We start from the raw sequence: 21,153 nt of genomic DNA, 5'->3' as shown, positions 1-21,153 counted from the left end.
GTATCTGTCGGTCGCTGCCTACGGTCGGCACCGTGCAGTCAATCGAACTCGGGCGCACCGGCGAGCGGGTCAGCCAGCTCGCCCTCGGCGCCATGCTGATGGGTACCGCGACCGACGAACCGACCTCGGCCCGCATCCTCGACCGGTACCTCGAGCTCGGCGGGTCCTTTGTGGACACCGCGAACGGCTACGCCTGGTGGCACGCACCCGGCTACCCCGGCGGCGAGAGCGAGCAGTTGCTCGGCCGCTGGCTGTCCTCCCGGCGGCGGGATGACGTTTTCCTGGCGACGAAGGGCGCGGCCTGGGTGGCCGACCCCGAGCGCTGGCGCGACCAGCCGAACAACGCGCCGTACTCCGGCGCGGGCGGGCAGACGCTGCGCCGCGAGTTGGAGGACAGCCTGCGCCGGCTGGGCACCGACCACGTTGACCTCTACTACGTGCACGTCGACGACCTGGACACCCCGCTGGAGGAGACCCTGTCCGCGCTCGCCGAGCTGGTGGCGGCGGGGAAGACGCGCTACCTCGGGTGGTCGAACGTGCGCACCTGGCGGCTGGAGCGGATCCGGGCGCTGTGCGAGCGACACGGCTGGCCGGCGCCGGTCGCGGTGCAACAGCAGCACTCGTACCTTCGCCCGACCGCCGGCACGGGGTCCAGGGGGATCGCCGTCGAGTCCGAGCAGCTGGATCACCTGCGGCACAACCGGGAGCTGACGTTGGTGGCGTACTCGCCGCTGCTCAAGGGCGCGTACGGCAACCCGGCCAGGCGCGGGCACCACGTGATGTCGGCCTACCGAGGCCCGGCCGCCGACGCGCGGTTCGCCACCGTCGCGACGTTGGCCGGGGAGCTGGGGGTTACGCCGAACCAGGTGGTGCTCGCCTGGCTGCTGCACCAGACCGAGCCGGCACCGGTCACGTTGATCGGGCCGAGGACCTTCGCGCAGGCGGCGGAGTCGTTCGCCGCACTCGACCTCACGCTCTCCGCCGAGCAACTGGCGACCCTCGACGCGGCCTAGTAGCCGAGTTCGCGGAGGAACGCGGGGAGGCCGCTCGGCTCGATCGCGGCCGCCCGCAGGTCGGCGACGGCCGCCCGGTAGTGCGCGACGTCGACCGGGTCCTCGTAGTAGTAGCCGCAGACCAGGGTCTCGGTGTAGACCGCGCTCGGTTCGTCGCCACCGAGGTCGGGCAGGGACAGGATGGTGAACGCGCCGCCGTCCTCGGGGCGGCGGTGGGCGTCGACGGGCAGTATCCGGACCTCGATCCGGGGCCGCCGCGACAGCTCCAGCAGGTGATCGACCTGGGCCTGGACGACCGATGGCGAACCGACCGGCCAGCGCAGCGCGGTCTCGCCGAGCAGGAACACGATGGTCGGCGCCCGCTCGTCGAGCACCGCGCGCTGGCGGGCGGCGAGCAGGTCGACGCGCCGGTCGACCTCCGCCGGCGGGCAGGCGGGTGTGGTGGCCGTGAGCAGCGCGCGGGTGTAGTCGGGCGTCTGGGCGAGGTCGGGCACCTGGAGCGGGTCCCAGGACTCGATGCGCTCGGCCACCGACTCGCCGCCGAGGAACAGGGCCTGGTGCGCGGACAACGAGCCGGGCAGCGCTGCCCACCAGTCGCGGCCGGCGCGGGCGCGGTCGCGCAGCTCGAGGTAGGTGGGGATCCGCTCGGGAAATCCGTAGTGCGCCAACAACTTCTCGAGCTGGAGCCCGCTTGGCAGCGAGCGCCCGGTCTCGATGTGCCCGATGGTCGGCACGCTCGCGCGAATGACCGCGGCGGCCGCCTCCCGGCTGACCCCGGCCTCTTCCCGCAACGCTCGCAGTCCGGCAGCCACCTGGTGCTTCAACGCGGTCCTCGCCATCATCGTCCCCTTTCACCATCCGGCAGCGCCTGGTCCGTCGATGGCCAGCCTTCCGTAGTGCGCTACTTCTGTACATCACTCATTCGAAGGACTTCCGACTCAAGCATCATCAAATGTAGCATCCTACAAATGAGCGCACTACCATTGACTCGTCAACCAGGAAGGCAGCTGATGGCCGAGGGATACCAGGTGATCGAACCAGGCCCGGTCGACCACTCGGTACAGCTGTCGTCCTGGGTCGGCATCCCGATCGACGCCACGATGGAATGCCGGATCAACCCCCACCACGACTTCGAGTTCAGCATCGGCACGTGGCAGGTCGGGGTGGAGCTGGTGTTCGAACGGCATGCGCTGCAACGGTTCGTCGAGCTGGCCAACCGGGCGCTGACCCAGCCGGAACACGCCGATCCGAAGGCCGAACGGGTGTTCTCCAGCCCGTTGCCCTGAGTATCCCGGCCGCTCCCCCGACCAACCGACCGGCACGCCGGCCATCCCACCGGGACCCGGCGTGCCGGCCAACCACCGCGACCCCGCGGCACGCGGCCACCTCGTGCGAGTCCGCGCGCGGCCACCATCGGCAGACCCCACCGGCGACGTGTCGTCCCGGCCGGTGAGTCGGGCGGCAATCCCGACAGACAGACTCAGCGTAGAGCCACACCCGAAAGGGCTAGGCCACGTTCGTGATCGACTGGCCCGACCGCTCGGCGGCGGACCACCCGAGTGCCGGCAAACATTCCCCAAGTGGAGCAACGCCTTGCGCTCCGCGACGCCGCCGCCGACGCCTGCTCACTGTGACGAGTGATGATTTCCGGACTTTCCGCCCCAACTCCACTCCTGGGTGCATTCACTCTGTTGGGCGACTTTTCCATCCATGATCAACGGTGTTAGTTTTGCCGTGCTCGAATTTTCCCCACATTTCTTAATTCCCCGTCTTGAAATCCCCGAACGCCATTTCGGCGACAACGATTGGTGGTGTGCGTTGTGACGGTGACCGAACCTCAGGCGCCCGACGTCGAGCAGAACGGCCACAGCCAGCAGAGCCTGGCGACCACGGCCGCGCGCAACCTGGCGACGACGAAGAAGTCCGTGCCGCAGATGCAGGGCATCTCGTCCCGCTGGCTGCTTCGCATGCTGCCGTGGACCGAGGTTTCCGGCGGCACCTACCGGGTCAACCGCCGGCTCACCTACGCCGTCGGCGACGGCCGGGTGACCTTCACCAACACCGGCGCCGACATCTCGGTGATTCCGGCAGAACTCGGCGAACTGTCCATCCTCCGCAACTATGACGACGACGACGTCCTGACCGCGCTGGCCGACCGGTTCGAGCAACAGGAATACGCCGCCGGAGATGTCATCGTCGAGTTCGGCCGGGAGTCGAACCAGATATTTCTGATCGCCCACGGAAAAGTGGACAAGATCGGTCCTGGACATTACGGGAACGACACCGTCCTGGACACGCTCGCCAACGGTGACCATTTCGGCGCCGAGTCAATTGCCGACCCGGAGAGCGCGTGGGAGTACACGGTCAAGGCGACCACTCCCTGCACGGTCCTGGTGCTCCCGCAGCGCGCCTTCGACGAACTCCTCGACCAGTCCGAGTCACTCCGCGCACAGCTCGAGCGGTTCCACAGTGGACAGCTCGCCGCGCGCAACCCCCACGGCGAGGCCGCGATCGAGCTGGCCTCCGGCCACAGTGGCGAGCCGGACCTGCCGGCGACGTTCGTCGACTACGAGCTCGCCCCCCGCGAGTACGAGCTGTCCGTCGCCCAGACCGTGCTCCGGGTCCACAGCCGGGTCGCCGACCTCTACAACGAGCCGATGGACCAGGTCGAGCAACAGCTCCGGCTGACCATCGAGGCGCTGCGCGAACGCCAGGAACACGAGATGGTCAACAACCCGCAGTTCGGCCTGCTGGCCAACGCCGACCTCGGCCAGCGCATCCACACCAGGTCCGGCCCGCCAACCCCGGACGACCTCGACGCGCTGCTTTCCGTGGTGTGGAAGGGCCCGACCTTCTTCCTCGCCAACCCGCGCGCGATCGCCGCGTTCGGCAGGGAATGCAGCAAACGCGGCATCTACCCCGAGTCCGTGGACGTCGGCGGCCACCGGGTGCCCGGATGGCGCGGCATTCCGGTCTTCCCGTGCAACAAGATCGGGATCTCGCCGACCAGGACCAGCTCGATCATGCTGATGCGGGTCGGTGAGCAGACCCAGGGTGTCATCGGCCTGCACCAGACCGGCCTGCCAGACGAGTACCAGCCAGGCCTGTCCGTGCGGTTCATGGGCATCAACCCGAAGGCGATCGTGTCCTATCTGGTCAGCGCGTACTACTCGGCCGCGATCCTGGTGCCCGACGCGCTCGGCGTGCTGGAGAACGTCGAACTCGGCCGGGAGGACTGAACCCCGTGACCACGACGGAATCCGACGCGCGGACCGAGGACACGATCCGCGCCAGCCTCGCCACCGAGGCCGCCCGCAACCTCGCCACGACCACCAAGTCCGTCCCCCAGATGCGCGGCATCACCCCGCGCTGGCTGCTGCGCATGCTGCCCTGGATCGAGGCCAAGGGCGCCACCTACCGGGTCAACCGCCGGCTCACCCTGACGATCGGCGACGGCCGGCTGTCGTTCGCCAACGTCGGCGGCAGGGTGACGGTGATCCCCGCGGAACTGCGCGAGCTTCCCCTGCTGCGCGACTTCGCCGACGACGACACGCTGACCACCCTGGCCCAGCAGTTCCAACAGCGGGAGTACCTCCCCGGTGACCTGATAGTCCACAAGGGCCAGAACCGCTCGCAGCTCATCCTGTTGGCGCACGGAAAAGTGCAGAAGCTCGGCACCAGCGAGTTCGGCGAACCGGTCGTGCTCGACGTGCTCGCCGACGGCGCCTACTTCGGCCACGAGGTGCTCGCCGGCGAGACCAGCGAATGGGACTTCTCCGTCAAGGCGCTCACCCCGTGCACCGTGCTCGTGCTGCCGGCCCAGTCCTTCCAGCAGTTGGACGGCCAGTCCGACAGCCTGCGCGCGCACATCCGGGCCGAGCTCGCCAAACCACGGCTCCCGCAGACCAGGCACGGCGAGGCCGAGATCGACCTCTCCTCCGGGCATGCCGGCGAGGTCGACCTGCCAGGCACCTTCGTCGACTACGAGCTCAAGCCGAGGGAGTACGAGCTCTCGCTCGTGCAGACCCTGCTCAAGGTGCACACCAGGGTCGCCGACCTCTACAACGACCCGATGAACCAGACCGAGCAACAGATCCGGCTGACCGTCGAGGCCCTGCGCGAACGCCAGGAACACGAGATGATCAACAACCGGGAGTTCGGTCTGCTGCACAACGCCGACCTCAAACAACGGGTGTTCACCCGCACCGGCCCGCCGACCCCGGACGACCTCGACGAGTTGCTCTCCAGGCGCCGCAAGTCCGACCTGTTCCTCGCCCACCCTCGGGCCATCGCCGCGTTCCGCCGCGAGTGCACGGCCCGCTCGATCTACCCGGCCAACATCGACGTCGCCGGCACCACCGTGCAGTCGTGGCGCGGCGTGCCGCTGCTGCCGTGCGACAAGATCCCGGTCACCGACGACCACCTCAGCTCGATCATCGCGATGCGCCTCGGCGAACAGGAGCAGGGCGTGATCGGTCTGCACGAGATCGGGATCGACGACGAGGTCTCGCCGAGCATGAACGTGCGCTTCATGGGCATCGACGACAAGGCCATCATGTCCTATCTGGTCAGTGCGTACTTCTCCTGTGCGGTACTGGTCCCCGACGCGCTCGGCGTGCTCGAGTCGGTAGAGGTCGGTCGCTGAGATGGTCGCGCAGGAGATCAAGCCGGACACCGCCTCCGCGCAGGAAACCCTTGCCTGGAGCCGGGCGCTGATCGAGCCGGCGCTACGCGCGGCAGTGGACTCACTGCCCGAGTCGATGCGCCGGATCGCCGGCTACCACCTCGGCTGGTCCGACGAGCACGGGGCGGCGGTGTCCGCCCCACCGGGCAAGGCCGTGCGCCCGACCCTGGTCCTGCTCAGCGCGGCGGTCACCGGTGGCTCACCGCGCGAGGCGGTGCCGGCGGCGGTGGCGGTGGAGTTGGTGCACAACTTCTCGCTGTTGCACGACGACGTGCTCGACGGCGACGCCACCCGCCGGCACCGGCCGACCGCCTGGCGCCTGTTCGGCACCGGCGCCGCGATCCTGGCCGGGGACGCGCTGCTCACGCTGGCGCTGGACGTGATCGCCGCCAGCGAGCACAAGGCGGCGAACCGGGGCATGCGGATGTTGTCCTCGGCCGTGCAGGATCTGGTCGACGGGCAGAGCGCGGACATGGCATTCGAACAGCGGGCGACCGTCGCGCCCGCCGAGTGCCAGTCCATGGCCGCGCACAAGACCGCCGCCCTGATCGGGTGCTCGTGCGCGCTCGGCGCGTTGTTCGGCGGCGCGAACGAGGCCCGGGTGCGACGGCTGCGCTCCTTCGGCATGCACCTTGGTCTCGCCTTCCAACACGTCGACGACCTGCTCGGCATCTGGGGCGATCCCTCGGCGACCGGCAAACCCGTGTACTCGGACCTGCGCAACCGCAAGAAGTCGCTGCCGGTCGTGTTCGCCATGGCGTCGGACACGCCGGAGGGCGCGGAGCTCACCGAACTCTACGGCCGCACCGAACCACTGACCGACACCGAACTCGAGCGCGCCGCGTCCCTTGTGGACACGACCGGCGGGCGGGCATGGAGCCAGGCGGAAGCCGACACCCTGCTCACCCGCGCTCTCGACCAGCTCGAGCTCACCGATCACGGCATCGCGGCCACCGAACTGGCCGCGCTCGCCCGCCTGGTGACCCGCCGCGACCACTGACGCGACCACCGACCAGCGACCGTCCAGGGAGAAACACCATGCCACCCCCGGTTCCCCACCAGGTTCTGCTCGCCTCCCCGCGCTCGTTCTGCGCGGGGGTCGAGCGGGCCATCGAGATCGTCGAGCACGCGCTCGTCAAGCGCGGCGCGCCGGTCTACGTGCGCAGGCAGATCGTGCACAACACCCATGTGGTGGCCGACCTCGAGCGGCGCGGGGCGGTGTTCGTCGAGGAGTTGGCCGAGGTGCCGACCGGTGCGACGGTGGTGTTCTCCGCACACGGGGTCTCGCCAGCGGTTCGCGCCGAGGGCGAGCGCCGAGGCCTCGACGTGATCGACGCGACCTGTCCGCTGGTCACCAAGGTGCACACGGAGGCCCGCCGGTTCGCCGCGCGGGGCGACACGGTGCTGCTGATCGGGCACGCGGGCCACGAGGAGGTCGACGGCACGCTCGGGGAGGCACCGGAGCACATGATCCTGGTGCAGGACGTGGCCGCCGCGAACACCGTGGTGGTACCCGACCCGGAACGACTGTCCTATCTGACCCAGACCACTCTTGCGGTGGATGAGACTTCGGCGATCATCGCGGTGTTGCGCCAGCGTTTTCCCACGCTACGCGGCCCGGCGTCGGACGATATCTGCTACGCCACGACCAATCGCCAGGATGCGCTGGCCTCGGTCGCACGGGATGCTGACCTCGTGCTCGTCGTCGGCTCGGCCAACTCATCGAACTCAGTGCGGTTGGTGGAACTCGCGCGCCGTGGCGGCACCCCGGCCTATCTGGTGGACGACGCGTCGGCCATCCGTCCTGAATGGATGGCCGGAGTGCGGGTGGTCGGCCTTACCGCGGGCGCGTCAGCGCCTCCCCGACTGGTGGACGAGGTGATCGCCGCGCTCGGCGCGGTCGAGGTGGTCGAGCACGTCGCGGCCACCGAGACCGTGCACTTCACGCTGCCGCTGGCGGTCCGGCCATGACCGAGCTCGCCACCCATGACGTGCCGGTCACCGTCGTAGATCCACAATGGACAGCTCCGTTGAATCCGTGCCTGCTCAAGCTGTCTGCCGCGCACCACCCGGTGCTGGCGGTGGAGGACACGACGGTGACCGGCGCGCTCGACCGCCGCCGGCGAGCGGACCGCATCACGACCACCGTCCGCACAGGACTGAACCACCACCCGGAGGCAACGCGATGACCCTGGTCGACCTCGGTATACCGGCACCACGAACGGATCCGCGAAGACGCGTGAGCAGGCGGCTGATGGTCGGCTCGGTACCGGTCGGCGGGGACGCCCCGGTGTCGGTGCAGTCGATGACCACGACGGTGACCGCCGACGTGGACGCGACCCTGCGCCAGATCGCCGAACTGACCGCGGCCGGCTGCCAGATCGTGCGGGTGGCGGTGCCATCGGCCGACGACGCCGACGCGCTGGCGGCGATCGTGACCAGGTCGACCATCCCGGTGATCGCCGACATCCACTTCCAGCCGCGCTACGTGTTCGCCGCCATCGACGCCGGCTGCGCCGCCGTACGCGTGAACCCGGGGAACATCAGGAAGTTCGACGACAAGGTCGCGCGGATCGCGCGGGCCGCGCACGCGGCCGGCGTGCCGATCCGGATCGGCGTCAACGCCGGCTCGCTGGACTCGCGGCTGCTCGCGAAGTACGGCAGGGCGACGCCGGAGGCGCTCGTGGAGTCGGCGCTGTGGGAGTGTTCGCTGTTCGCCGAGCACGGGTTCGACAACCTGAAACTGTCGGTGAAACACCACGACCCGATGGTGACCGTCGCCGCCTACCGGCTGCTCGCGCAGCGCTGCGACTACCCGCTGCACCTCGGTGTCACCGAGGCGGGGCCGCTGTTCCAGGGCACCATCAAGTCCTCGGTCGCGTTCGGCGTGCTGCTCGCCGAGGGGATCGGCGACACGATCCGAGTCTCGCTGTCGGCGCCGCCGGTCGAGGAGGTCAAGGTCGGCACGGCGATCCTGGAGTCGCTCGGGCTGCGACCGCGCCGGCTGGAGATCGTGTCGTGCCCGTCGTGCGGGCGCGCGCAGGTCGACGTGTACCGGCTCACCGACCAGGTGACCGCCGCGTTCGAGGGTTTCGAGACACCGCTGCGGATCGCGGTGATGGGTTGTGTGGTGAACGGACCAGGTGAGGCGCGCGAGGCGGATCTGGGGGTCTCCTCGGGCAACGGCAAAGGACAGATTTTCGTGCGTGGCAAGGTGGTTCGGACAGTACCGGAAAGCCAGATCGTGGAAGCGCTGCTCGACGAGGCGTTGCGGCGGGACTGGACCGACGCGACCGTCCAGGATGGACAATCATGAACATCTACGTCATGGGCCTGATGTGGGTCGCCGGCGCGGCGCTGTTGGCCGCGGCGAGCACGTACCTCATCCGCAGGGCGGGCACGGTCGAGGGGACGGTGGAGAACAACGAGGCCGCCGGCCAGGTGTTCACGCTCGTCGGCGGCCTGCAGGCGGTGCTGATCGCGTTCGTGCTGATCTCCCTGTTCGACGGCGCGGCCGCGGCGGAGGACGGTTCCTACCGCGAGGCGGACGCCGTCGTGGCGGCCGTGTGGGCGGCGGAGGTGTTCCCCGGGGACACCCATACCGAGATCGCCGACCAGGCGCGCGCCTACGCGGACACGGTGATCAACTCGGAGTGGCCGAGAATGCAGCAGGGCAGCGAGGTGGGCGACGAGGGTTGGCAGGAGCTCTCCCAGCTGCGGACCCTGGTCGCGGCGGCGCCGACGGCGGACGAGTGGAGCATCGACCAGAAGAACGAGGCCTCCGAACAACTCTGGAACGCCTACCAGGCGCGGCAGGACCGGTTGAACACCGCGGCCGACGGTGGGGTGAACGCGGTGGTGTGGTTCGCGTTGGTGGCGGGCACGATCATGTCCCTCGCGCTGCCGCTGCTGTTCGGCGGTCCCCGGCCGGCGACGCACATCGTCATCGTCGCCACGTTGGCCGCGACGATGACCTTGCTGCTGTTCGCGACCTATCAGTTGCAGAACCCGTACGGCGGCAGCGCCGACGTCGACCCGACGGCGTTCGTCGCCGCGCTGGACCGGTTGCGGTGAGTATCGATGTCCCGGTCACCCTCGCCGCCGTGACCCTGGCCGCGTCCGGGTTGCTCGCACTGCCGCCGGCGGCGGCCGCGGAGCCGATGGCACTGCCGGACCGGCCAGGCGCCGACTGCGTGGTCGGGGCGGGCGGAGTGGCCTGTGTGGTCGGCGGGGTCGTGACGGTCGGGGTGGAGTTGCGGCCGCCGCCGACCCGGCCATGGCCGTGGCCGGAGCCGACGAGCCCGCCACCACAACCACCGACCGTGCCGCCGCCGGCACCCACCCCGGCGCCGCCGCTACCGCCGCCAGAACCGGAACCACCAGCGCCACCGGAGCCGGAGCCGGCACCCGTCGCGCCGGCCCCACGCCGACCGACCGAACAGCAGCAACAACCCGTCCAGACACCACAACCGCCACCCGTGGCGCCGACACCGGCACCGACCCCAACGCCGATCCCGCCGCCGACGACCGAACCGCTGTACCGGTCCGAAGAGGACGATCAGGCGGCCCCGGTCGCCCTCGGCGTCCGGCCGGAGACCGAGCGGAAACGCCGGTGGGCGCTGACCGTGGCGATCGTGGTCCTGGCCGCCGGCGCGGCCGCGGCCCGCAGTGCGCGGCGCCACTGACGGCGTTAGCTCAGGCCGAGTGCAACCAGTCGAGGACCACCGTCGCGGTCCACGACTGTTGTTTGCTGCCAAGGGGTTCACCGGTCAGCGGGTGGTAGTACTCGCCGAACGTACCGTCCCCGACCAGCTTCAGGCACTCCGCGCGTAACCGGCCGGCCTCGCCGGTCCAGCCGTGGTGCTCGAAGGCCCAGCCGAACAGCCAGGCGATCACCGGCCACATCGGACCGCGCCAGTACTCCCTCGGCCGGAACGCCGGGTCGTTCGGCGACACCGATGGCGGGATCGCGGCGAACAGGTCCGGGTGCCCTGCCCAGTCCCTGCCGAGGATCGTCGCGAGCATCCGCCGCTCGTCCACCTCGGCCAGCCCGCCGCACAGCAACGGGGCGAACCCGGCGAGGGTGGCCGTGGACAGCCACCGGTCGGCGCGCAGGTCGTAGTCGCGGGCCAGCCCGGTCGCCGGGTCGTAGGCCGAGGCGACCGCCACGCGCGAACGCCTTGCCCAGCCGCGCAGTTGCCTGACCTGCCAGGCCGGTTGGCCGCTCTCCTCCCCCAGGGTCGCGAGCACCTCACTGGCCAGTGCGAACAACGCGGTCACGAACACGTCGCCGACCAGGAAGCTCGACGTGCGCACCACCTGCGCGGCGTCGTAGCGGACCTTGCGCATCTCCTCGACCAGCCACAGGTACCGGTCGTACTCCAGGTCGCTCGGGCGCTCAGCGGAGTCGGCGACCTGCCGGTCCAACCGCACGTACGGCGGCAGGTCCGGCCCGGGAACCACGGCCGCGTAAGGGATGTCCCAGCGCGGCGAGTTGTCCATACCGGACTCCCAGCCGTGCACGATGGCCAGCATGCCGGTGCCGTGCGGGTCGCGGTGGCGCACCAGCCACTCGTGCCACCGGTAGAGCTTCGGCCAGCCGTCGGCCAGCAGCCGCGCCACTGCGGGCGACCCGGCGCCGATGTCCACGATGCGGCGCAACGCGATCGCGTGCACCGGCGGCTGGCAGATGCCCGACGTGCGGGGCGAGTCCGGGGCGTCCTGGTTCAGCTCGGCCGCGCCCCAGCGTTGCGGGCCGGGGAAGTAGCCGCCGCCCTCGGAGAACACGATGTGCGGCAGCATCCCGTTGCGCCACTGGGCGGCGAACAACGTCTCCAGCTCGCGCACCGCGCGGTCGACGTTGAGGTGGGCCAGGCCGATCGAGATGAACGCGGTGTCCCAGCTCCACATGTGCGGGTAGAGCCGGGGCGCGGCGGTGATCATGGTGCCGATGTCGTTGCCGCCCAGCGTCCAGGCAGCGCGGGCGGCGAGCTGCACCGAGCCGAGTCTTCGGCGTGGTCCGTGGTTGGCGGCAGCGGGTCGCACGTGACCTCCAACGTTGCCCCGGGTCGTACTTATGTCTAATAATTGGACAGAAGTACCGGATACCAATTTAGGTGGCTCCTGTGGACGACGTCAACCGACGATCCGGCGCCGGCGGCGCGGCCTCCCCGGGAGATGTTGTCGCCGTGTTACGCAGCGTCGGCCCGGTGACCCGCCAACAACTGCAACAACACCTCGGGTTGTCCAGGGCCACGCTGGTGGAACGGTTGGACGTGCTGCACCGGCACCGGCTGATCACCACGGTCGGTCACCGCGCCTCCAGCGGTGGCCGCCCGGCCCAGTTGCTGGCGGTCGACCAGACGAGCCGGGTCGCGGTGGTCGGCGCCATCGGCGCGAGCCTGGTGACCGTCGGGGTCGCCGACCTGCACGGCACCGTGCTCGCCGCGCAGACCGACCGGCTGCCGATCGGCCACTCCCCGGCGCACGTGCTGCCGTGGATGCTCGACACCGCCCGCCGCCAGCTGCGCACCCTCGGCCGGCACGCCGACCTGGCCGCCGCCGGCATCGCGGTGCCCGGGCAGCTCGACCAGCGGACCGGCGTGTCGAACATGCCGCCGACCATGACCGCGTGGCGTGACCAGCCGTTGCGCGACGTGCTCGCCGACGGCCTCTCGGTCGAGGTTCTGCTGGAGAACGACGCCAACGCCCTGGCCTACGGCGAGTATCTGGCGGCCGACGCCCCGGACTCGACCCTGCTCGGGGTGGCCGTCGGCTCGGGCATCGGCGCCGGGGTGGTGATCGGCGGCCGCCCGCACCGCGGCGCCACCGGCTGCGCAGGCGAGATCGGCCACATCCGCATCGAGGACCGGGACGAGCGCTGCGGCTGCGGCCGACGGGGTTGCGTGGCCGCGCTCGCCAGCGGCACGGCCCTGGTGCGCCAGCTGCGCGCCGACGGTGCCCGCGCGCTCCCGGACGTGCTCCGCCGGGTCGCCGTTGACGACCCGCGCGCGGTGGCCATGGTGGCCGACGCCGGGCGGCTGGTCGGCACCGTGCTGGCCACCGTGGTGACGATCCTGAACCCGCACCTGGTCCGGGTCGGCGGCGAGATCGGCGCGCTGCCGCCGTTCCTGGACGGGCTCAGCGAGACCCTGCGCGAGCAGGCCCACGAGGTGGCGGCCAGGGGCCTGGACGTCGGCCCGGCGGTCCTCGGCGACCGGGCGCAGTTGGTCGGGATGGCCGGCCTGGCCGCGGCGGCGGTGCTCGCGCCATCGGCCGTCGACCGGCTGACGGCGTCCTGACCCCTGGTCGGCGGCGGGTGCCCTAACGTCTCGCGGGTCGGTGACGTTGCTTCTGGTATGGCTGCAATGGTGGTGGCGTCGTTCAATGTGGAGAACCTCTTCGCCAGGCCGAAGGCGTTCGACACCGTCGACCGGGAATCGGGGATGCCGGTTCTCGGCGCGTACCAGGAGTTCAACGACCTCATCCGCAAGGCGAGGTACTCGGCCGCCGACCTCGCGCGGATGCGGGAGTTACTCGTGACCCTCGGGATCTACCACGTCAACGAACACGGCGCGGTCCGGCGGTTACCCACGCTGGCCCCGAAATGGGCGTGGTTACGCAAGAACCGGGGAAGCTTCGACAGCGAGCCGAAGGACCCCACCCGCGACGTCCAGATCGTCGCGAGTGGACGGGACAGTTGGATCGGCTGGGTGGAGCTGGCCAAGGAGGCCGTCGACGAGATCGGCACCCGCACCACCGCGCGGGTGATCAGGGACGTGGACGCCGACGTGCTGGGGATCGTCGAGGCCGAGGACCGGCCGTCGCTGATCCGGCTCAACACCCAGCTGCTCGACAACGCCTACGAGCACGTGATGTTGGTCGACGGCAACGACGAGCGCGGTATCGACGTCGGCCTGATGACCAAGCGGGGCTTCGCGATCGAGTCCATCAGGTCCAATGTGGACGTCAAGGACGGTGGTGGTCCGGTGTTCAGCCGGGACTGCCCGCAGTACGAGGTGGCCACCCCGTCCGGGGAGCGGGTACACGTGCTGGTCAACCACTTCAAGTCCCAGTCCGGCGGTGGTGGGCCGAAGCGACTGCGGCAGGCAGGCGAGGTCCGCCGGATCGTCGACGGGCTGGTCGCACGCGGTCAGCACGTGATCGTCCTGGGTGACCTCAACGAGGGTCCCCGGCAGGAGAACGCACCCGCACCGAACCTGAGCCCACTGTTCGACCGGAACGGTCCGCTGGTCTCCTGCTACGACCTGGAGAAGTTCGACACCGCCGGGCGGCCGGGTAGCTACGACTCCTGTGGCCTGGCCAACCGGCTCGACTACATCCTGCTCTCCCGTGGGCTCGCGGACCGGTTCCTCGGTGGCCGGCTGTTCCGCAAGGGACTGTGGGGGTCGCGGAAGTCCCCACCGGACAGGTGGGAGGTCTACCCGGAGCTGACCCAGCACACCCACCAGGCCTCTGACCACGCCGCGGTACTGGTGGAACTGGAGGTCTAGTACGTGACATGTTTGCCGCCGTCGAGGATCACGGTCTCGCCGGTGACCAGGTCCATGCCGAGCAGGCCGAGCACCGCCTGCGCGACGTGCTCCGGGCCGGCGGTCTGGCGCAGTGGCACCGTTTCCCGCTCCATCCTGGCGCGTTCGGCGAACCCGGTGACGCCGTGCAGGTCGGTCTGCCAGCGGGTGGCGACCGTCCCGGGCGCGACCGCGTTCACCCGCACCCGAGGGGCGAGGGCGACGGCCAGGTTGCGGGTCAGCTGCAGTAGCGCGGCCTTGCTCACCCCGTAGGCGATCGACGAGCCGCCCGCGCGGTAGCCGGAGATCGAGGCGATGTTCACCACCGCGCCGCCGGCGGCCCGCAGGTCGGGCGCGAAGGCCCGGACCATCCGGAACGCGCCAAGTACGTTGACGTCCAGCACGTTGGCGAAGTCCGCGTCGGTGAGCCCGTCGAGGTCGTGGTGGTCGACCCGGTAGGTGGTGGCGGCGTTGTTGACCAGCACGTCGACCCGGCCGAACCGCGCGCGCACCCGCTGCGCGAGGTCCCGCACCCTGTCGTCGTCGGCGATGTCGGCGCGTTCGGCGATCGCCTCGGTGCCGCGGGCGGTCAGCTCGGCGGCGACCTCCTCGGCGTCGGCGGCCGAGCGGGAGTAGGTGACCACCACCCCGCGCGCGCCCGCCTCGGCGATGGCGAACGCGGTCGCCCGGCCGATCCCGGTGCCGCCGCCGGTCACCACGGCGACGGTGTCTCGCAGGTTCATCTAGCTCCCTTCGTCGACCAGCCGCCGTAGGGTAACCCGGACCCCGTCCCGGTCCAGTCGTCTGCCCGCGTCCGCGAGCAGTTCGGCGAACACCGGGTCGGCGGCGAGCTCCGGCGGCGAGAAGTCCACCGTAGACAGTCCGCGACAGCGGTGAAAACCCGCCAGCGCCAGGCAGATCAGTCGCGGTGGCCGGCCGGCGGCGAGCAGTTCGGCGGCCGGCTCGAGCAGCCGCTGCGGCAGCTTGCGCTCCCCGTCGGCGGCGATCTGGGTGAGCAGGTGGGTGATCTCGGGGTTGGCCAGCCGGTCGAGCAGAGTGTCCAGTTCGGACTCGGTGACCGTGATGCCGAAGCGGGCGAGCGACGGTCCGGTCTCCTCCCGGACGAGCCGGGCCGCGTAGCCGGCGAACTCTTCCTGGGCAATGGTTTGCGCCATACTGGTGCACCCGGCGAGCAGGCCGAGGTAGGCCAGCGCGGAGTGGGTTCCGTTGAGCAGCCGCAGTTTCGCCGCCTGCTGGGGCGCGATGTCTGCCACCAGCTCGGCCCCGGCACGCTCCCAGGCCGGCCGGGGGCCGGCGAAGTCGTCCTCGATCACCCATCGCCGGTAGGGCTCGCCGACGACCGCGGCGCGGTCGTCGAAGCCGAGCTCGGTCGCGACCACGGCCCGGTCCCACGCGGTGGTCGCCGGGACGATCTGGTCGACCACGGTCGACGGGAACCGCACGGTCGCCGCGATCCGGTCGGCGAGGTCGAACTCGCCGCGCAGCTGGCAGAACTCCCGCACCAGGCCGGCGACCAGCCGACCGTTGAACGGCAGGTTGTCACACGAGAGCACGGTCGGCCCCGGCGCGGTCCTGGCGCGCAGCCCGGCCACCAGCTGGCCGATCACTGTCCTGGGCGGGCGACCGGCCAGGTCGGCAGCGAGCTCCCGGTCGCCGGTAAGCAGCCGGCCGGTGGCCGGGTCGTGCCGGTAGCCGGCCTCGGTGACCGTGATCGTCACGATGTCCACTTCGGACAGCAGAGCGGTGAGCCGGTCCGGTAGTGCTGGCGCGTGCAGCGCCTCCCGGATGCTGTCGACGATCTCGATCCGCTGGTGGCCGGCGGCGCGCTCGGTCACCGTGAACAGCCCGTCCTGCGCGGTGAGCGCCTCGGTGACGGCCGGGTTTCGTTGGCTCACCGCGCAGATCGCCCAGTCGCCTGGTTCGGCGGCCACCGCGCGCCCGGTCAACACGGCCTGGTGGGCCCGGTGGAACGCACCGAGTCCCAAATGGACGATACCGAGGCCTGGCCGGTCGGCGCCGCGGCCGGCGCTCGCCAGCGACAGCCTGGTCACCTGGCCGTCGGCGACGGTTCGTCGCGGGTGACGTCCACGGCGGTGATGTCGACGTCCTTGCTCTCCACCGACAGCCAGAACGCCACGAACGAGACGGCCGCGGTGCCGATGATCCAGACCGCGACCAGCCAGCCATCGCCGTCCGCCCTGGCCACCAGCGCGGCGGCGATGAGCGGGGAGAACCCGCCGAGCGCGGCACCGATCTCCCGCGAGGCGGCGAACCCGGTGTAGCGCACCCGCGCGCCGAACAGTTCCGCGTAGAAGGCTGGCTGGACCGCGATCATCGGCGCGAACCCGATGGTGGTGGCGATGATCAGCGCGAGCCAGATGAGGACCGGTTCCCTGGTGTCCATCAGCAGGAAGAACGGGAAGGCCCAAGCCGCGGTGAACACCACGCTGAACAGGTTGAGCGGACGGCGGCCGACGCGGTCGGAAAGCCTGCCGTAGACCGGTTGCAGCGCGATCACCAGCACGCTGAACATGATCACGCCGGCGAGCCCGACCCACCTCGGCTGTTCCAGGTTCTTGGTGATGTAGGTGAGGCTGTAGGTGGCGTAGAGGTAGATCACGGCGGTGTCGCAGATGTGCGCGCCGATGCCGATCAGGAAGTTGCGCGGGTAGCGGCGCAGCGCGTCGAACACCGGTAGCGCGACGGTGGTGCGCTTCGCCGCCATCCGAACGAAAACCGGCGACTCGGCCACCCGAAGCCGCACGTAGAGCGCGACCGCGATCAGCAGGAAGCTGAACCAGAACGGGATCCGCCACGCCCACGCGAGCACGGTCTGCTCGCCGAGCGACTCGACGAGCAGGAACACCACGGTGCCGGTGAGCAGCCCGATCTGCACGCCGGTCTGGGCGAAGGAGGTGAAGAACCCGCGCCGCCGCTGGGGAGCGTGCTCGGCGAGCAGGGTCGACGCGCCGCCGAACTCCGCACCCGCGCCGAGTCCCTGGCACATGCGCAGCAGGGTCAGGATGATCGGCGCGGCCACGCCGATCATGTCGTAGGTTGGCAGCAGTCCGATGAGTCCGGTCGAGACACCCATCACCAGTGTGGTGATCACCAGCGTGGCGCGGCGCCCGATCCGGTCGCCGAGGTGTCCGAAGAGGAATCCACCGAACGGCCGCACCGCGAACCCGACGCCGAACGTGGCGAAGCCGACGATGGTGCCGACTGCCGGGTCGTCGGTGACGAAGAACAACTGGTTGAACACCAGCGTGACGGCGAAGCCGTAGATGAAGAAGTCGTACCATTCCAGCGCGGTGCCGACCACGGAGGCACTGACCACTCTGCGGAGCTCGGCGGGGGTCGTTTCCTTGACGGTATCGGTCATCGTCGCTCCTCCTCTGTCCGCAGTAGAGCGTGGAGTTCGCGCAGCACGCCGTCGGTGATGGGGATGCCGTCGCGCATCCGCTCGGCGCGGACGCGTTCCTCGATCTGGCCGGGCACCAGCACCTCGTCGAAACCCTCGGCGCGCGGCGTGCCGGCCAGCCGCAGGCAGAACTCCGCCACGCCGTCCTGAAACTGTTCCACTGCAACGAAGTTGGAAATGTCGAAGGCCAGCAGAACAGTGCCGAACCCGCCTCGATAGTCGGGCATACTGCCGATCCCGGTGCCCGTCAGCAGCCCACCGAGGATCTCGATGAGCATCGACAGCCCGTATCCCTTGTGCCCACCGAACGGCAACAACACCCCACCGGCATAGAAGTCACCGGGATCGGTGGTCGCCCGCCCCAGGGAGTCGAGCACCAGACCCTCCGGAATCCGCTCCCCCCGATCCCTGGCCACCGCGAGCTTCCCCTCGGCGACCCCGGACGTGGCCCAGTCCATGACCAACGGGGTGCCGCCGGCCCGGGGCACCGCGATGGCCAACGGGTTGGTGCCGAGCAGCCGCTCCCGCCCACCATGCGCCGCGACCGTGGGATCGGCGTTACCGAGGACGATGCCGACCAGGCCGTGCTCGGCCAGCCCGCCGGCATACTCACCGAGCCGGCCGACATGGTTGCAGTCCCGGATGGTGGCCACCCCGGATCCGTTGGCACGCGCCGACTCGACCAGCCGCTCCACCGCGTGCCCGGCGGCGAGCTGCCCGAACGAGCCGCGCCCGTGCACGACGACGCTGCCCGGCCGGACCACCTCGGAACTCGGCATGGCCCGAGGGTCGATCTGTCCACTGTGGATGCTCTGCAGATAGGACCCGAGCCGGCGCACGCCGTGCGAGTCGTGACCGAGCAGATTGGACTCGACCAACGAGCCGGCGACACGCTCCGCGGCACCGGCGGGCGCCCCGGCGGCGACCAGGATCCGGACGGCCAACGCCCGCACCTCGTCAGCTGGCAGTCGTGGCATGGATTCCACCTGACGGAATAGCGTTCCATTGCTACCGTCGCATAGTGCCACAGATCCGGTTTTCTGTGAAGCACGTCACTGTCGGTGCCTCCCGATAAGCTGGTTACCGGAGGCCAAGCGACCCAGCGAAAACACGTCGGACCGCACCGACTAACCGGCGCCCAGCGCACGGGACACCGCCCCCGCCGCCGCTGTCACCAGCCCCGGCAGCCCGTCGTCGGCCTTGCTCACGTCCACCAACGCCGCCGCCGACACCCCACCGATCACCTCACCGGTGTGGTCGAACACCGCCGCGCCGACCGCGTGCACCCCGGCCTCGTTCTCCTCGTGGTCCTCCGCGTACCCCCGCCCGCGTACCTTTCGCAGATCGGTGAGCAGCGCGTCCTCGTCGACGAGGGTGTGCGCGGTCCGAGCCGCCAGCCCGGCACGCCCGATCAGCGCCCGCACCTCGTCATCGGACATCGCCGCCAGGACGGCCTTGCCGATCGACGTGCAGTGCAGCTTGAGACTCATCCCGACCCGGGAGGCCAGATGGTAGGGCGCCACCCCCTCCACCTTCGCGACGTACACCGCCTCGTCCCCGGACAACAGCGCCAGGTGCACCGTCCATCCGGTCCGTTCCTGCAGCTCACGCAGGATCGGCCGGACCAGCTCGGCGATGTCCAGCCGCTGCAGGAAACGTCCGGCCAGACTCAGGATCCTCGGCCCACCGACATAGCTGCCCCGCCCGTCGCTGCGCGCGAAACCGTGCCGTACCAACGTCTGCAGGATCCGGTGCACGGTCGGCTTCGGCAGCCCGGAGGCCGCGGCGAGGTCGGCGATCCGGGAATGGTCCGCAAGTGCCTCGAGCACGCTCAGCGTCTTGTCCGCGGCCGACATGGTCTCGCCCATGCGACCTAATGTAGTGAGCAGCGATCACCGGTGCTGGAGGTAACGATGACCTACGACGTGGCCGCGGTGCGGTCCGAGTTTCCCGCGATGACCGAAGGCGCCGCCCACTTCGACGGCCCCGGCGGGACCCAGTCCCCGGCCGTGGTCGCCGACGCGGTCGCCGGCGTGCTCCGCGCCCCGGTGGCCAACCAGGGCACCGTGACCAGGGCCGAGCGCCGCGCCGCGAACATCGTGGCCGCCGCCAGGCAGGCGGCCGCCGACCTGGTCGGCGGCGACCCGGCGGGCGTGGTCTTCGGCCGCAGCATGACCCAGCTGACCTACGACCTCGCCCGCACGCTCGCCAAGAACTGGCGCGCCGGCGACGAGGTGGTGGTCACCCGCCTTGACCACGACGCCAACATCCGGCCGTGGGTCCAGGTCGCCGCGGCGGCCGGCGCGGCCACCCACTGGGCGAGCTTCGACCGCGCCACCGGGGTCATGTCCGTCGACCACCTCGCCGCGGCGATCACGCCGCGCACCCGGCTGGTGGCGGTGACCGCGGCGTCCAACCTGCTCGGCACCCGCCCCGCCATCGCCGAGATCGCCGCCGTCGCCAGGTCGGTCGGCGCGCTGACCTATGTGGACGGCGTGCATCTGACCCCGCACGACCTGGTCTCGGTGACCGACCTCGCGGCCGACTTCTACGTGTGCTCGCCCTACAAGTTCCTCGGTCCACACCTCGGTTTCCTGCACGCCGCGCCCGATCTGCTCGACCAGTTGCACCCGGACAAGCTGCTACCGGCGACCGACGCCGTGCCGGAGCGCTTCGAGTTCGGCACGCTGCCCTACGAGTCGCTCGCCGGCACCACCGCGGCCATCGACTTCCTCGCCAACCTGGTCCCCGGCACCGGCTCCCGCCGCGAACGCCTGACCGCCTCGCTGAGCGCGCTGGCCAAGCACGAGGCCGCGCTACTGTCCCAACTCGACGCCGGCCTGGCCGCCATCCCCGGGGTCACCCTCGTCGGCGACCCGAACCGGGAGCGGACCCCGACCACCCTGTTCACCGTCAAGGGCGTCACCCCCGCCCAGGTCCACCGCCGGCTGGCCGAACAGCACGTGAACGCCCCGGCGGGCACCTTCTACGCGCTGGAGTGCGCCCGCTGGCTGGGTCTTGGCGCCGAGGGCGCGGTCCGCGCCGGCATCGCCCCCTACACCGACGAGTCCGACATCGACCGCCTGGTCACGGGTGTCGCCAACATCGCCACGGGGCGTTAGGAAATGCCCGATCCGGGGAACCCAGGCACGGAGATGATCGTGACGGCGCCAGCATGGTTGGGGGTGGTCGACCTTGACCGAAGACCCCGAGCGCGACCGCCGGCACGTGCTGGCGCTTGGCGACCTGGCCGTCCGGATCGCCGGGATCACCGACGCTGACCAGGTCGGCGCCGCGGCGGTCGGTGCGCTCACCGCCGCCGGCCTGCCCTTCGCCATGGTCTACCGCTGCGATGGACCCCGCCTGCGGCTCACCGACGCCCAGCCGGCCGGCGCGCCCGGCGCCACCCCGGCCGCGCTGGCCGAGGCGATCGCCACCGGCGTGCCGGCCACGCTCCCGGCCACCCTGTTCACCGCCGCCACG

21 protein-coding genes are annotated in these 21,153 nt (G+C 70.6%); 14 read left to right on the top strand and 7 right to left on the bottom strand.

Annotated features, from left to right (window positions below):
* Positions 1-32 precede the first annotated feature (32 nt).
* The gene (locus ACYVIP_RS29965; RefSeq protein WP_460402351.1) at positions 33-1,013 is read left to right on the top strand and encodes an aldo/keto reductase; all 981 of its coding nucleotides are present in this window, start codon (positions 33-35) and stop codon (positions 1,011-1,013) included.
* Here the strand turns inward: ACYVIP_RS29965 and ACYVIP_RS29960 are convergent.
* Positions 1,010-1,855, bottom strand: coding sequence for a helix-turn-helix domain-containing protein (locus ACYVIP_RS29960; RefSeq protein WP_460402349.1), 846 nt, complete (start codon positions 1,853-1,855; stop codon positions 1,010-1,012). The two genes, ACYVIP_RS29965 and ACYVIP_RS29960, sit on opposite strands and share 4 nt — an antisense overlap.
* 126 nt (positions 1,856-1,981) lie before the next feature.
* Between ACYVIP_RS29960 and ACYVIP_RS29955 the strand changes: the two genes are divergently transcribed.
* From ACYVIP_RS29955 to ACYVIP_RS29915, 9 genes are all read left to right on the top strand, one after another.
* Positions 1,982-2,299: a hypothetical protein gene (locus tag ACYVIP_RS29955; protein ID WP_460402348.1), complete on the top strand. Its 318-nt coding sequence runs from the start codon at positions 1,982-1,984 to the stop codon at positions 2,297-2,299.
* 534 nt (positions 2,300-2,833) lie between these two features.
* The gene (locus ACYVIP_RS29950; protein ID WP_460402346.1) at positions 2,834-4,252 is read left to right on the top strand and encodes a family 2B encapsulin nanocompartment shell protein; all 1,419 of its coding nucleotides are present in this window, start codon (positions 2,834-2,836) and stop codon (positions 4,250-4,252) included.
* Between the two features lie 5 nt (positions 4,253-4,257).
* Positions 4,258-5,658 (top strand): family 2B encapsulin nanocompartment shell protein, encoded by a 1,401-nt coding sequence (locus ACYVIP_RS29945; RefSeq protein WP_460402344.1) that lies wholly within the window; start codon positions 4,258-4,260, stop codon positions 5,656-5,658.
* 1 nt (position 5,659) lies between these two features.
* Positions 5,660-6,697: a family 2 encapsulin nanocompartment cargo protein polyprenyl transferase gene (locus ACYVIP_RS29940; protein WP_460402342.1), complete on the top strand. Its 1,038-nt coding sequence runs from the start codon at positions 5,660-5,662 to the stop codon at positions 6,695-6,697.
* A 38-nt stretch (positions 6,698-6,735) separates the two neighbouring features.
* Positions 6,736-7,668 carry a 4-hydroxy-3-methylbut-2-enyl diphosphate reductase gene (ispH, locus tag ACYVIP_RS29935; protein WP_460402340.1) on the top strand — a complete coding sequence of 311 codons (933 nt, stop codon included), beginning with the start codon at positions 6,736-6,738 and terminating at the stop codon, positions 7,666-7,668.
* Positions 7,665-7,886, top strand: coding sequence for a hypothetical protein (locus ACYVIP_RS29930; protein ID WP_460402338.1), 222 nt, complete (start codon positions 7,665-7,667; stop codon positions 7,884-7,886). The genes ispH and ACYVIP_RS29930 overlap by 4 nt, the downstream gene beginning before the upstream one ends.
* The gene (ispG, locus tag ACYVIP_RS29925) at positions 7,883-9,013 is read left to right on the top strand and encodes a flavodoxin-dependent (E)-4-hydroxy-3-methylbut-2-enyl-diphosphate synthase (RefSeq protein WP_460402336.1); all 1,131 of its coding nucleotides are present in this window, start codon (positions 7,883-7,885) and stop codon (positions 9,011-9,013) included. Before ACYVIP_RS29930 ends, ispG begins: the two co-directional genes overlap by 4 nt.
* Positions 9,010-9,771: a bestrophin-like domain gene (locus ACYVIP_RS29920; RefSeq protein ID WP_460402334.1), complete on the top strand. Its 762-nt coding sequence runs from the start codon at positions 9,010-9,012 to the stop codon at positions 9,769-9,771. Before ispG ends, ACYVIP_RS29920 begins: the two co-directional genes overlap by 4 nt.
* A complete protein-coding gene (locus tag ACYVIP_RS29915; RefSeq protein ID WP_460402332.1) occupies positions 9,768-10,382 on the top strand; it encodes a hypothetical protein in 615 nt (204 codons plus the stop codon). Before ACYVIP_RS29920 ends, ACYVIP_RS29915 begins: the two co-directional genes overlap by 4 nt.
* A gap of 10 nt (positions 10,383-10,392) precedes the next feature.
* On the opposite strand, the gene ggh is transcribed toward ACYVIP_RS29915, so the two are convergent.
* Positions 10,393-11,742 carry a glucosylglycerate hydrolase gene (gene ggh, locus ACYVIP_RS29910; RefSeq protein ID WP_460402331.1) on the bottom strand — a complete coding sequence of 450 codons (1,350 nt, stop codon included), beginning with the start codon at positions 11,740-11,742 and terminating at the stop codon, positions 10,393-10,395.
* An 80-nt stretch (positions 11,743-11,822) separates the two neighbouring features.
* Between ggh and ACYVIP_RS29905 the strand changes: the two genes are divergently transcribed.
* Both ACYVIP_RS29905 and ACYVIP_RS29900 read left to right on the top strand, forming a co-directional pair.
* On the top strand, positions 11,823-12,998 hold the full coding sequence (locus tag ACYVIP_RS29905) for an ROK family protein (RefSeq protein ID WP_460402329.1): 1,176 nt from the start codon (positions 11,823-11,825) through the stop codon (positions 12,996-12,998).
* 57 nt (positions 12,999-13,055) lie between these two features.
* On the top strand, positions 13,056-14,210 hold the full coding sequence (locus ACYVIP_RS29900; RefSeq protein WP_460402327.1) for an endonuclease/exonuclease/phosphatase family protein: 1,155 nt from the start codon (positions 13,056-13,058) through the stop codon (positions 14,208-14,210).
* Here the strand turns inward: ACYVIP_RS29900 and ACYVIP_RS29895 are convergent.
* The 5 genes from ACYVIP_RS29895 to ACYVIP_RS29875 all read right to left on the bottom strand — a co-directional run bounded on the left by ACYVIP_RS29895 (position 14,207) and on the right by ACYVIP_RS29875 (position 19,538).
* Complete coding sequence (locus ACYVIP_RS29895) at positions 14,207-14,971, bottom strand: SDR family NAD(P)-dependent oxidoreductase (protein WP_460402325.1); 765 nt, start codon at positions 14,969-14,971, stop codon at positions 14,207-14,209. The genes ACYVIP_RS29900 and ACYVIP_RS29895 overlap by 4 nt on opposite strands.
* A complete protein-coding gene (locus ACYVIP_RS29890; RefSeq protein WP_460402323.1) occupies positions 14,972-16,300 on the bottom strand; it encodes a mannitol dehydrogenase family protein in 1,329 nt (442 codons plus the stop codon).
* On the bottom strand, positions 16,297-17,631 hold the full coding sequence (locus ACYVIP_RS29885) for an MFS transporter (RefSeq protein ID WP_460402321.1): 1,335 nt from the start codon (positions 17,629-17,631) through the stop codon (positions 16,297-16,299). Before ACYVIP_RS29885 ends, ACYVIP_RS29890 begins: the two co-directional genes overlap by 4 nt.
* Positions 17,628-18,647, bottom strand: coding sequence for an Ldh family oxidoreductase (locus ACYVIP_RS29880; protein WP_460402319.1), 1,020 nt, complete (start codon positions 18,645-18,647; stop codon positions 17,628-17,630). The genes ACYVIP_RS29885 and ACYVIP_RS29880 overlap by 4 nt, the downstream gene beginning before the upstream one ends.
* Positions 18,648-18,797: 150 nt before the next feature.
* On the bottom strand, positions 18,798-19,538 hold the full coding sequence (locus tag ACYVIP_RS29875) for an IclR family transcriptional regulator (protein WP_460402317.1): 741 nt from the start codon (positions 19,536-19,538) through the stop codon (positions 18,798-18,800).
* Positions 19,539-19,583: 45 nt separating this feature from the next.
* On the opposite strand from ACYVIP_RS29875, the gene ACYVIP_RS29870 reads away from it, so the two are divergent.
* A complete protein-coding gene (locus tag ACYVIP_RS29870; RefSeq protein ID WP_460402315.1) occupies positions 19,584-20,792 on the top strand; it encodes a cysteine desulfurase-like protein in 1,209 nt (402 codons plus the stop codon).
* A 73-nt stretch (positions 20,793-20,865) separates the two neighbouring features.
* Positions 20,866-21,153, top strand: a 288-nt coding sequence (locus ACYVIP_RS29865; protein ID WP_460402313.1) for a hypothetical protein, incomplete at its 3' end; no start/stop codon positions are given.

This window comes from Actinophytocola sediminis (assembly GCF_054779715.1).
The sequence above is the reverse complement of the archived record's forward strand: the minus strand, read 5'-3'. Positions and strand labels throughout refer to the sequence as shown.